This is a genomic window from Paenibacillus sp. GXUN7292 (assembly GCF_050864975.1).
Lineage (GTDB): Bacteria > Bacillota > Bacilli > Paenibacillales > Paenibacillaceae > Pristimantibacillus.
Map to the genome: position 1 here is coordinate 94,372 of NZ_JBOZWO010000020.1, position 13,029 is coordinate 107,400.

Here is a 13,029-nt window from a genome sequence, read left to right on the forward strand (position 1 = left end):
TCTAACCTCCACCAAGTTGCAATTGATTTTCTTTTTGTAACTGCTTTATCTCCTCACCTGGCACCTTAACGAACGCTCGAACTCTTTCTTTTCCAAAATAATTAACTGCCTCTTGCAAAACAGGTAAGTATACATAAAACAATGTATAGGTGAATCTTTGTTTGTCAAATTCATGCTCTGCCTGTTTTAATTGGAGCAGCAGTTCTTTAAAACGCTTATTAAATTCGATTAGGAAATACATCTCATTAAGTGCATACTCACAACCAATACAATGTTCTCGAACAGGATAAGCGCATGATGACCGATTGATTGTTTTTAAAAGACACTGAGAATACTCCATCTTGGAGGGATAATCACCAACAGATAGCTTTTTTAGCACTTCTTTAATACCATCTTTATGAGCCACCATAAGCTCTCTCATAACTTCTGTTGCTCTATTTTGATACTGACCAATTCCTCTAACCATAGTATCTATCTGAAAGGATTTAAGCCCAAAGAAATCCTTTATAATGGCTGTCTGCTCTTCCCAACTAAGAAGTGCATAAGGTACAGCTTCATCGTCTCCATCTCTAATGACCTGTGCCAATAAATGTGAAATAAATCCGAAGCTACCACGTTCCGTTAGGGCATGAGTAATGTTTCCAACATCATTATCCTTATTAATACTTTCTAAATAAACCTCAGTCGTTCTTGCAAAACCATTCTTTTTACTTATAGCATGTGAACGAATAAAGGAACTTATATTATATCCATTTCCCCATTTGTTCTCTGAACTAACAATTTGGGCATAGTTCATATAAGTTTTAGTTGCTCTATTATTTAAAAAAGTCTCTTCCCCAAATATATTCTCGTATTCTTCACCAAAAAAAACGACATGAGTATCACGCTTTGTTATTCTTGCGGTCATTAGCGTTGAGGTATTTACATTTCGATAATTTAACTTCTCCATCTTTTTACGGTGGGACTGACAAAGTGCAATCAGTAATCCTATTGTATAGATGTAACTCTCTTCTATAACAATTTTTAAATCAGGAGTTGTCATATTTTTTCTTGTTTTTTTCGGCTTGACTCCAAACGTTTTAATATAACTAATCGTAAAATTTACTATTCGTTGAGCCATTTCTTCTGTGAATTTACCTTGTGATATCAAATCAAAGGTTTCATCTTCATCTAAGCCTAATATATCTTTGAGGCTTGGTTCAGGTAGATTTAAAATATCCTCCTGTCGCCAACCACAAACATAATGCATTGCACAATAGAGCCAAACCATGGCGTTTATTCTGTTTTCTATTGCTTTGGGTAACAATTTCTCATGCTCTGTAAATAATAAATAGGCAAAATCAAGCCATTGATGTAATGTGTACGCTTCATTGGTTTGTTCTTCACTCTCACCATCTAGCTTAAATGATTCTTTATAGGTAGTAGGATATCGCTCTCTACAATAATCAAGAAAAAAACTAAATTCTCGTTTAGCCACCTTTTGAGGGATATTTTTCATTAAAATGATTAGTTCATCCATCGTATAGCTCATAATCTCTTTTGTGAGTGTAGGAATGATTGCTCCATAAACATTAACTAAATTGGTATACACATATTTATGACCATTTGCATCAAGACGCTTTTGAATAAATGAATCAAACGCCTCCAATGTCTTAATCACTTTTACATTGGGTCTTATTTCTTCTACTTCAATATAGAATTGGTCATAGCGGCTTGTTATGTTCGTAAGTTTATTTTTATTTTGAAAATATTCCTCAAACTTTATAAGTTCAGATTTGTACACCCTACTACTTTGGAATAATGGATATGCTCCTTGTGGAATAAATTGAATGTCTAATGATTTCATTAAACGTGCAAAGGTAGTTGTAGGTATATCAAACATCTCTTGAATATCTGCTGTTACAACAGTTTCATCCAATATTTTTTTCAACACGTCTACTTTGGTTTTTTCAATATAGACTTTGCCTGATACAGTTATGGAACCAGCATATTTAGCTATACTTTCATAATTCGTTATTCGAAACATATCTTTTATGTTTTGAGTAGTATAATAATCATCAGGATTAAATACCCTAACGTTTTCGAAGTGCTTTTCATACTTTTTAAAATCATCCTTTTGAATATATATCTCTGAATGACTTTTATTCGTTAGCCATTGGATTTCTTGTTCTTTACAAACACCTATCATATATCTCAATAAAGAATCCAAGCTTCTCATTAATGTTGGGGTTCTTTCTTTGGTATACTCTTCTAAGAAGCTAAAATCGAAGACGTTATTTTTATCAGCATCAGATAAATACAAAATTTGACCCTTGTGTTTATCTATTCTTTGCTGAAATTTACTTCGCCTGCCGCGTTGTGTTTCCCCTTGTTGACTTAGTTTCTTTTTAGTAACTTTGGATTTGAAATTATTTAGAAGAAGGTTACACAACTCATCAAAATCTTCTTTTCGCAATCGAGTGTCTTTCCCATGCAGTGGATTAGGAAAGATTTCGAACTTCTTCATATAGTTCATCACACTATGTTGACTTATATCAGCCAGTTGTTCTTCTTTGCGAACTAATTGAACAACCTCCTGAAATCCATATGTGGATTCTATGAATTCCACTAATTTATCTACGTCTGATTTGTAGATGCTTAACTTATCATTTCCATTTACTCTTACTTGTCCTGTGGATATTAATGACTTTAATTTACTTTCACTTATTTTTAAGATTCGACAAACGTCTTCCTTACTACATATTTGATTGTCTTTATTCAATTTCGTCTGCCTCCCTTAGTAGCTCGTATTTCACTGAATACACTCTTTTGAATTTCCAATATTCTTTCGTCTATAATTGGGTCTGATGATATATAACGAATAGCTGAATCTAATGAACTATCTCCTCGCCAATATGCCAATTCCACTGGGCTTTTAAGTTTGTCCTTGTCCAATCTACCCAAAAATTGCGTAAAGAAATGCCTTAATACATGTGTTCCTACCCTACCCGACATAAGCAATTTAGCTTGGCTTGTACTTTTAAAATCCCCACGACTACTTAAACGTTCAATAACGATTTTTATAATTTTTTTGAAAAATTCTTCATAACTACTATCTAACATGGCTTCGTTATTACGATTAAGAAATATTGCTCCTAATGGATTGTCAATACCTTTTATAAGTTTCATATGGTCTTCCCATACAGTTTGAAAAACATTCAAGAATACAGGATGAATAGGTTGAATTCTTGGCTTCTTTATTCCTCCAACATGTTTCCCGTCCATTCTCAGTTGCACCTTGAATCTCAAATCTATGGTGAACCAACCAAGTTCGTTTACAAATGACGAATAGTTTGTATTAAAACGTGAGACGTTACAAACCTCGCCTCTTCTTAGACCTCCAAAAGCTTGCAGACATATTGCTAATTTTAAATGTGGGTAATAATCATCACATACATCTAAAATTTCTTGAAATACTTCCGATGGTAGATGTTTTATTCTTTGTGGTGGTATATACATTGTTTCAAAGTATTTAAATATGTTGTCCACATAATATTCAACCGTATTTTGCTTAACATAAGTCTTTAATACAAAGTCGTTGCTTGTTAGAAACTTCATATCTAATTGTTTGAACAAGTGGTGATAGAATCTTGTCAGAGTTCTAGCAGCTTTATCCACAGTTTCTTTTGTCTTTTTCTTATTTCCTATTCTTCCTTGCATATACTCTCTCAAAAAGAGATTGCCATGTTCTTTCTCTAACTCAGTAATATCCTTCATCTGAAAGTTTTCGTACTGTTCAAGCATTACGAAATTTAGAAAACGTACAATTATTTTGGCATGGTACTCTAATGTTTCTATCCTGTTAGAAATTAATTCATGAAAGAAATATGAGCTATATCCGCTCACTTTTATCTTCTTGTTATTCTGATTCGCTAATACAATGAACATAAAGTGACGTTCCATGCCCTCATCTTCTATGATGGTTAGACGCTTCCATTCAAATCTGAGGTTTTTTATCTTTTCTCCCCAGTTATCTTCCTTGACTACTCTTAGTTTATATCCCTTTTGATTGATTGTTTTTCTTGGTTCTCGCACCCAAGCACCCCCTCATAAATCGTCTAAATCTATTCATCATATATACCCACTTTAATCATAACGTTTAAGAATATAAGCATATACTTATATAATATACGATTGGATTATATGCCAAATAACCCTATCTGTCAAAACTTGTAGGGTGGTATCGAAACTCGACATATCGTTTATTTAATTGTTTATCAATATTGGGTTCTTGACCGCACGCAGCAAACGGTATGTATGATGACGCTCGCCTTCAAAATACAATACGCTGTCTACCATATGCTCAAGCAAGCGCGGGCCTGCTATTGCTCCTTCCTTCGTTACATGGCCGACGAGCACCGTTGCAATGCCTTTGATTTTGGCCGTGCGCATGAAATGCGCCGTACATTCTCTAACCTGTGATACACTGCCCGGAGCAGATTGCACATTGGGATCATACACAGTCTGAATGGAATCGATAACGAGAAAATCCGGCTCCAAACTTTCTATCGCCTCATTAATGTGCTCCATATTTGTCTCGCATAGTACAAATAATGATTCAATTAGAGCACCTAGACGATCGGCGCGCATCCTTGTTTGCCGAACAGATTCCTCACCGGAGATATATAGCACCTTTAAGCCTTTGCTTGCCAGCGCATAAGAAGTTTGCAGCAGCAGCGTAGATTTTCCAATGCCAGGGTCTCCTCCGACAAGAATAAGCGAGCCTGGAACGACGCCTCCGCCCAGTACACGGTTAAGCTCGGTCATCGACGTTTCTATTCTCGGCTCCTGCTCATTATTTATATGTATGATCGATTTCGGCTTTTCTTTCGTATGAATCGACGATAAGCCGATACCCTTAGTTTTGACCACAGTTTCTTTTTCTTCTACCATCGTATTCCACTCATGGCAGCCTGGGCATTTTCCATACCATTTAGGTGATTCTGTGCCACACTCCGTACATACGAACTTTAATTTAACCTTAGCCATTACGATCTCCTTCTCATCAATCTTACTTTAACTCAAACTTAAAGGGTTATTTATTCTTACCCATCATAATTTCTTGTCAATAACAACATCTTATTTGTAACATTAATAAATTTTTAGAATTAAAAAAATTGTACCATTATATAGCCAGAGTATAAAGAAATTTTACAAAGTTCTGCAATTTCTAGGAGAATACGACTGAATCCTGCATTTTTATTTGCTTTCTAATAGCAAAAAACTGTCCAGCCGCACTATGGCAAACTGGACAGTTCTTCTGATAGCTGCTTATTTATTTTGCTGGCTGTTCCTCACTTGCAGGCTTACTTTCCACTGCTTCATCCGGTCTCACAATAACCAAAGCTCCATCCTTCTCATCAATAATAAAGGTATCGCCTTTTTTAATAAGACCTAGCAGCAAGTCCTCGGAGATACGATCCTCAATATGCTTCTGGATAGCTCTGCGAAGCGGTCTTGCTCCATATTGCGGATCAAAGCCTTCCTTGGCCAAAAAGTTTTTGGCTGATTCGGTAAGCGTGAACTCCACATTTTGCTCCTTGAGTCGCTTGCGCAGCTCATCTGCCATAAGCGACACGATCTGAGCAATATGCTCCTGGCCTAGAGAATGGAATACGATCGTTTCATCGATACGGTTCAAAAACTCTGGACGGAAGCTCTTTTTCAGCTCAGCCATAACTTTATCCTTCATGACGGAGAAATCATGGCCCGCATCCTGCACAGCTGTAAAGCCGAGCGAGGAGTTGCGCTTGATTTGTTCCGCACCAACGTTGGAAGTCATAATAATCAGCGTATTGCGGAAGTCAACTACACGGCCTTTGGAATCCGTCAAGCGGCCATCCTCTAGCACTTGCAGCAATATATTAAACACTTCCGGATGTGCTTTTTCAATTTCGTCCAATAGGACAACGGAGTAAGGCTTGCGTCTTACTTTTTCAGTCAGCTGACCGCCTTCCTCATAACCGACATATCCTGGAGGCGCTCCTACTAGACGGGAAGTCGAATGCTTCTCCATATACTCCGACATATCGATCCGGATTACCGCATTCTCATCGCCGAACATCGCTTCTGCTAGCGCGCGTGCCAGCTCTGTTTTACCTACGCCAGTTGGTCCAAGGAAGATAAAAGAACCGATCGGGCGCTTAGGGTCTTTCAGCCCTGCTCTAGCTCTGCGGATAGCCCGGGATACCGATTTAACCGCCTCTTCTTGACCAATTACGCGATCATGAAGAATGGACTCCATCTTCAGCAAGCGCTCCGTTTCTTCCTCAGCCATTTTGCTGACAGGAATACCCGTCCAGTTCGCTACTACTTGAGCGATATCCTCAGGAGTAACCTCGGAATCAGTACGTCCCTGCTTTTCCTTCCATTCATTTTTCGTCGTATCCAATTCCTCACGGATTTTTTGCTCTGTATCTCGCAAAGCAGCCGCTTTCTCAAACTCCTGGCTTTGCACCGCTGCATCCTTTTCCTTGCGAATATCTTCAAGACGATTTTCAAGCTCTTTCAAATTTGGCGGTACAGTGTAAGTTTGCAAGCGTACCTTCGAGCTTGCTTCATCAATAAGATCGATTGCTTTGTCCGGCAAGAAACGATCTGTAATATAACGATCCGACAGCTTAACCGCCTGCACAATCGCTTCATCTGTAATTTTCACGCGATGATGCGCTTCGTAACGGTCACGGAGACCATGCAAAATTAGAATGGCTTCTTCTGGAGACGGCTGATCTACCGTAATTGGCTGGAAGCGGCGTTCAAGCGCTGCATCCTTTTCAATGTACTTGCGGTATTCATCCAGTGTTGTCGCACCAATACATTGCAGCTCGCCGCGAGCAAGCGCGGGCTTCAATATATTGGAGGCATCAATCGCGCCTTCCGCGCCGCCAGCTCCAATCAGTGTATGAAGCTCATCGATAAATAGAATGACGTTGCCAGCCTGACGAATTTCATCCATTATTTTTTTAAGGCGATCCTCAAACTCGCCACGATATTTAGTCCCTGCTACGACAGAGCCCATATCCAGCGTCATTACACGCTTATCGCGCAATGTTTCTGGAATTTCATTATCGATAATTTTCTGAGCCAGCCCTTCGGCAACTGCTGTCTTACCAACACCAGGCTCTCCAATCAATACCGGATTGTTTTTTGTTCTACGGCTCAGAACCTGTATAACACGCTCAATTTCCTTACTGCGGCCAATGACAGGGTCAAGGTTGCCTTCTCTCGCATAAGCCGTTAGATCCCTTGCCAGGCCATCCAGAGTAGGCGTGCTCATATTCGTCTGTGTGCTGTGATTGCTGGATACAGCTTCGCTGCTGCCGAGCAGCTGAAGCACCTGCTGGCGAGCTTTATTAAGGCTTATGCCCAAATTATTAAGTACGCGTGCTGCAACTCCTTCACCCTCACGAATCAAGCCAAGCAAAATATGCTCTGTGCCTACATACGTATGACCCAGTTTGCGAGCTTCATCCATCGACAGCTCAATTACTTTCTTCGCACGCGGGGTATAAGCAATGCTGTTCGGCTGCTCTTGACCGCGCCCAATAAGCGCTTCTACTTCATCCTGAATTTTTTCAAGACCTAAACCAAGTCCGATTAAAGCTTTTGCAGCAATACCTTCTCCTTCGCGAATCAAGCCAAGCAAAATATGCTCTGTACCTATATTATTATGACCTAGCCTTACCGCCTCTTCCTGAGCCAAGGCTAATACCTTTTGTGCACGTTCAGTAAATCGTCCAAACATCATATTACAGCACCTCCATCATGAAATTTATTGCCTATTTGATTTCTTATAAGCTCAGCTCTTCTAACATCGCGCTGCTCTGGGCTCAGCTTTTCATTAAACGTTTTTTGAAGAAAGCCCGGCTGCGTCATAACAAGCAATTCATTAAGCGACTGCGATGAAATGCCCGTCAGAATGCCGACATCAGCACCAAGTCTTACATCAGATAATCGCTGCGCCGCTTCCTTGGAATCCATTATAGATGCGAAGGACAGGATGCCGTAAGATCTTCTTACTCTGTCTGCGATTCTTAAAGGTGATTCCTCCAACAAACGTCTGCGAGCAGCTTTCTCATGTTCAATAATTTGTCTTGCAACATTGTGCAAATTATCTATAATTTCTTCCTCGGATTGTCCAAGCGTTATTTGGTTCGATATTTGAAACAGATTGCCGAGCGCTTCGCTGCCTTCGCCATAAAGACCTCTTACTGCAAGCCCTACCTGGGTGACAGCAGTTAAAATACGATTAATTTGCTGTGTAAGCACGAGTGCAGGCAAATGCATCATAACTGAAGCCCTAAGGCCTGTTCCTACATTAGTTGGACATGTGGTCAAATAGCCTCTCTGCTCGTCAAATGCATAATCGACAACCTCTTCAAAAGCATCATCGAGCTTGCTGGCCAGCTGCCAAGCCTCTTGAATTTGAAAGCCGGGATACATACACTGTATGCGCAAATGATCCTCTTCATTAATCATCAGGCTAATCGATTCATTTTCGCTTAAAAGAACGGCGCCAGCCCGCGATTCACTAGCCAAGTTTGGGCTAATAAGATGCTTTTCAACAAGCACTCTTTTATCCAGCTCGCTTAAATCGGTTAGCAGCAGTTGTTCAAACTGGCCAAATTCCGCCAAAGGCTCTGATTCGCCTGCTTCCATTAGTTTATTGAGCACTGCCACCGCCTGCTGATTAGCTGCCAGCATCGGAAAAGGCTGATCGCTTAAATTTCTGGCAAGGCGAACCCTGCTGCTAATGACAATTTCAGATTCAGGACCAGCATCCTTCATCCAATCGCTAAGTGCATGCTCAGTAAAACGCTGCTTCGTCAACAGACTCACTCCTTTCATAAACTACATCGCTTTATTCGCTGCAAGAAGTTACAATCTTGCAGTTATGGCAGACTATTGTTTATTACTCGTTATTTTTCATTAACCTGGCGTTCTAATTCACGTATGCGATCACGCAAATGAGCGGCTTCTTCAAATTCTTCATGCTCAATATGGGTATGCATATCTTTACGCAGCTGTTCAATTTCTCTCAAGCATTGAATACGGCCACCGGAGCGCTTGGGTATTTTGCCGCTATGCGCAATATTTCCATGCACTCTTTTAAGTAGCGGATCCAATCGTTCTGCAAACTTCTTATAGCAAGAGCTGCAGCCAAAACGGCCTATTTTACTAAACTGCGTATACGTTAACCCGCACTCCTCACAGCGAATCGATTGTTCTTCTACGCCTTTGAGTGAGTTGGATTTTCCTAACTGATCAAAATCAAGCAGTCCAGATAACAAGCTATGAATAGAGAAGCTGTTTGGCACACCGATATTAGCTTCCCCTTTATCTCTTGCACAGCTCTCACAAATGTGAAATTCTGTTTTTACTCCGTTGACAATTTTAGTGAAATGAAGCGTAGCTGGCTTATTGCCGCATTCTTGACAGAGCATGCCTGATTCCTCCCTTCACTTTCCTGAAGAAAAAAAATATTTGTACAGGTAATTCGTGAATTCTTACTTCACAAGCAAAGAAATAAGCATCGCGCGCAGCAGTCTTGCTCTTACTTCGTCACGCATAGGCAGTATTAAGCCAATCGTATCCCGCTGAATCGCAGCACGAAGCAAATTAGCTTCCCCCTTAGTGACCATTTCAGCCTCCTCCAGCTGATAAATAAGGCCTTCCGCGCTGTTCTGGTCAAGGCTGCTGCCGATCGTTTTCTCAATATGATAAGAAATCATCTTGAGTGCTGGCAGCTCTACGCGCTGAATACGGATATAGCCTCCGCCGCCGCGCTTGCTCTCCACCATATAACCCTTCTCTAATGTAAAACGTGTACTAATCACATAATTAATCTGAGATGGAACGCAGGAAAACCTGTCTGCCAGCTCATTCCGTTGAATTTCCACTGCTCCTTCATTGCTCAGATCCAGTCTATGCTTTAAATACTGTTCAATGAGATCGGAAATATTCCGCAAAGGCACCAACCCCCTGAATAGCTTCATAATAGTAATAACACTTACTTGATCAAATAAATCAGCTTTTTATTGACTTTGACTTTCTTTGATCTTAATAATTATTATACGCTTTTCAAATGAGATTTCAAGAGTATACATGAAATTTTCTGAAAATTTAGTTAAGTGGATCCAAATAGAGCGACAGCACTAAATAAACATTTTGCATACACTTGAAACACATGGCATCTATAAAGTAGTTTGTTATTTTTTCAGCAAGTTTATACCGTTCGCTTGTCCTTCCTGGTCATAACAAGGGTCGAATTTATCAATCCTCTAAAAAGGAAAAAGCCACAACACTTATTCTTTGTTAAATGTTTGAACAACATTCCAAGAATAAAGCTATGGCTAAATAAGTTTAAATATGTGATGCGAATTTTGACATTTTGGACAATAAACGTTGCGATTTTGATGCTTTCAGCTTACCCGCGATTCATGACGATCAGCTTGAGTTCCGTCATTTCCTCAACTGCATACTTAATCCCTTCACGTCCAGTGCCGCTTTCTTTGACACCGCCGTACGGCATATGATCAACTCTGAATGTTGGAATATCATTAATCATAACGCCGCCTACCTGAAGCTCATCTGCAGCTTGAAGGGCAGTATGGATATCGTTGGTATAAATGCCTGCCTGCAGTCCATATTGCGAATCATTAACAAGCTTGATCGCTTCATGAATGGAAGATACTTTGTTAATAACGACGACAGGCGCAAATATCTCCTGACAGGAAATTTTCAAATGCGCAGCAGCCTCTAAAACAATTGTCGGAGCAAGTATACCGTTATCAATATGTCCGCCTGCCGCTATCCAAGCTCCTTCCTGCTTTGCTTCATCCAGCCACTCCAGCACGCGCTCGCATTCCTTCTTCGCAATTAATGCCGATACATCTGTGTCAGAATCAAGCGGATTACCCATTTTAAGCTGCATTGTTTGCTCCTTAAATTGCTCCACAAACTGCTCATATATTTGCTCATGAACATAAATGCGCTGCAAAGAAATACATACCTGTCCTTGATTTGAAAATGCGCCCATTACACAACGGTTAATCATTTTATTAATATGAACTCCCTGATCCACAATTAATGCAGAATTGGAACCAAGCTCGAGCGTAACACGCTTTAAGCCTGCTTGTGAACGAATTCTCATGCCAACCTCCGGGCTGCCGGTAAAAGTAATCATCGACACTCTATCGTCTGCAACAAGAGCATTACCTGCTATACTTCCAGGTCCGGTAACAACATTTAATATCCCTTTTGGCAAGCCTGCTTCCTCGAACAGCTCCGCAATAAAATACGCAGAAAGCGGCGTTTGCGAGGCTGGCTTCAACACAATCGTATTACCAGCAGCAATCGCAGGGCCAACCTTGTGGGCAACTAAATTAAATGGGAAGTTGAATGGCGTAATCGCGCCTATTACGCCTATTGGCTTCTTTACCGTATAAGCGATTCTCCCCTCGCCTCCAGGAGCAGCATCCATCGGAATTGTCTCCCCGTATATTCGTTTTGCTTCTTCAGCAGCAAACTTATACGTTTGCACCGTCCGATCTATTTCGCCTAGAGCAATTTTCAGTGGCTTTGCGGCTTCTAACGCTATTATTCTTGCCGCTTCATCTTTTCGTTCATTTAATCGAATTGCTACTTTTTCCAAAATGTCGGCACGCTTGTGCGCCGGCATCTTGGCAGCTGCGTCAGCAGCTCTATAGGCTGCTGCGATAGCTGCATCCAGCTCAATTTGATCAGCTGAGGGTACGTGAGCTATTACTTCCTGCGAGAACGGTGATTTTAATTCTATATACTGCTTTGCTTCCACCCATTGCCCATCTATAAATAAATGCTTTTGCATAATTATTCCTCCTTGCGAAACGTTAAATCGTTAACAAACTAATCCACCCACTGCGAACCATTATCCATATAACAACATCGCCTGTTTACGGCAAATAACGGAAGGCGTGAGAGAGTGAGATCATGTCACTTCTTTTACAACCAATATAATTGTGACAGCTTATTCGCAGCTTGACAACATCTTGGCTACTTTCAAATTTTAACGAAGCTGAGGGGTGTCGATTAATTACGGATAGGGCAACAAGCAATAGGAAGGGGTGGCCCTGCGATCAAGATTGGGATTCCGACCGCTGTTGTAGTCCAATTTTTTGATGAAATAACCCCTGTAAAGGATAAAATTAGCCTACAAAGGCGGACGCTGCCGCTTCTCCATTCCCAATCTTGCTCTTCGTTCCCTTTTTTTTTTCCTTGCCAATCGTTGCTCACAAATAATCGACCTATAGAGCGCTATCTATGAAATAATTACCGTTTGGAGCACCTTTTCCCCTTCGCAAAGCTGCTGCGATGCGTTCGCACATTAGCTTTTAGCTGCCCATGGGTGCTGATGTGTGCTACGCTAAGCATGGACAGCCAGAGATGCCGGCCGACGGACGACTAACAGGATTTTATGTATTTAGATTTACTTTCAGGCGATTTTTACAATCTAAAGGGATTTTATGTCCTTAGATTGCCCATATTTCGCCTAAAGCTAGCATTTCAGCCAAACTAACGACATATTTTCAGGCTGTTGAAAAAGCTCTACAGCCCGCTTAATAGTCTGAATAACGGACCTAGAGCGGAACTCGGGATGCTTTCATTTTTTAACGAATCCTGAATACGCTATTTCGCATAAAATGCCTCTTTTGAAATTCTAATGCATCACAGAGACGCTATCTGTGAACAAATGGTCATTTTGGCAGCGTTTTATACCCAATAAGCACACTACGATTCGTTACATTTTTAAAACCAGCTTTTTCGGTGTAATAACGCTACTAGGATTCGTTAGAGTTTCCAAACTACTTTTTCTACAGCCTGGGGAAACCCATTAGCTTGTTTGAGTAGTAGGGTTTCTGCAATATTAATCAAACGTAAATGGGGAGCACAACTTAGGTACATCATCTACCCGCTAACATCATGATCCGTGCTTTTATCATGATTCGTACC

At 40.5% G+C, this 13,029-nt stretch carries 7 protein-coding genes and 1 pseudogene; all 8 read right to left on the reverse strand.

From position 1 onward, the window contains the following. Position 1: 1 nt before the first annotated feature. On the reverse strand, positions 2-2,761 hold the full coding sequence (locus ACRRU2_RS17095; RefSeq protein WP_432503466.1) for a hypothetical protein: 2,760 nt from the start codon (positions 2,759-2,761) through the stop codon (positions 2-4). After that, positions 2,758-4,074, reverse strand: a complete 1,317-nt coding sequence (locus ACRRU2_RS17100; RefSeq protein ID WP_432503468.1) for a hypothetical protein — start codon at positions 4,072-4,074, stop codon at positions 2,758-2,760. The genes ACRRU2_RS17095 and ACRRU2_RS17100 overlap by 4 nt, the downstream gene beginning before the upstream one ends. Before the next feature lie 192 nt (positions 4,075-4,266). After that, positions 4,267-5,028: pseudogene (locus tag ACRRU2_RS17105) on the reverse strand (AAA family ATPase); the annotation flags it as partial. A gap of 286 nt (positions 5,029-5,314) precedes the next feature. Further along, on the reverse strand, positions 5,315-7,786 hold the full coding sequence (locus ACRRU2_RS17110) for an ATP-dependent Clp protease ATP-binding subunit (protein ID WP_331702437.1): 2,472 nt from the start codon (positions 7,784-7,786) through the stop codon (positions 5,315-5,317). Beyond that, positions 7,783-8,868, reverse strand: a complete 1,086-nt coding sequence (locus ACRRU2_RS17115; protein ID WP_432503470.1) for a protein arginine kinase — start codon at positions 8,866-8,868, stop codon at positions 7,783-7,785. The genes ACRRU2_RS17110 and ACRRU2_RS17115 overlap by 4 nt, the downstream gene beginning before the upstream one ends. Positions 8,869-8,957: 89 nt before the next feature. Beyond that, entirely contained in the window at positions 8,958-9,482 is a 525-nt protein-coding gene (locus tag ACRRU2_RS17120; RefSeq protein ID WP_331702435.1) for a UvrB/UvrC motif-containing protein, read from the reverse strand. Between the two features lie 63 nt (positions 9,483-9,545). Further along, positions 9,546-10,007: a CtsR family transcriptional regulator gene (locus ACRRU2_RS17125; RefSeq protein WP_331702433.1), complete on the reverse strand. Its 462-nt coding sequence runs from the start codon at positions 10,005-10,007 to the stop codon at positions 9,546-9,548. Positions 10,008-10,465: 458 nt separating this feature from the next. Beyond that, positions 10,466-11,887, reverse strand: coding sequence for an aldehyde dehydrogenase family protein (locus tag ACRRU2_RS17130; protein WP_432503473.1), 1,422 nt, complete (start codon positions 11,885-11,887; stop codon positions 10,466-10,468). Between the last annotated feature and the right edge of the window lie 1,142 nt (positions 11,888-13,029).

What these genes read in the sequence shown, in the direction of transcription:
- ACRRU2_RS17110 (WP_331702437.1), bottom strand. Translation starts at nt 7,786, where the DNA reads ATGATGTTTGGACGATTTACTGAACGTGCACAAAAGGTATTAGCCTTG.
- ACRRU2_RS17120 (WP_331702435.1), bottom strand. Translation starts at nt 9,482, where the DNA reads ATGCTCTGTCAAGAATGCGGCAATAAGCCAGCTACGCTTCATTTCACT.
- ACRRU2_RS17130 (WP_432503473.1), bottom strand. Translation starts at nt 11,887, where the DNA reads ATGCAAAAGCATTTATTTATAGATGGGCAATGGGTGGAAGCAAAGCAG.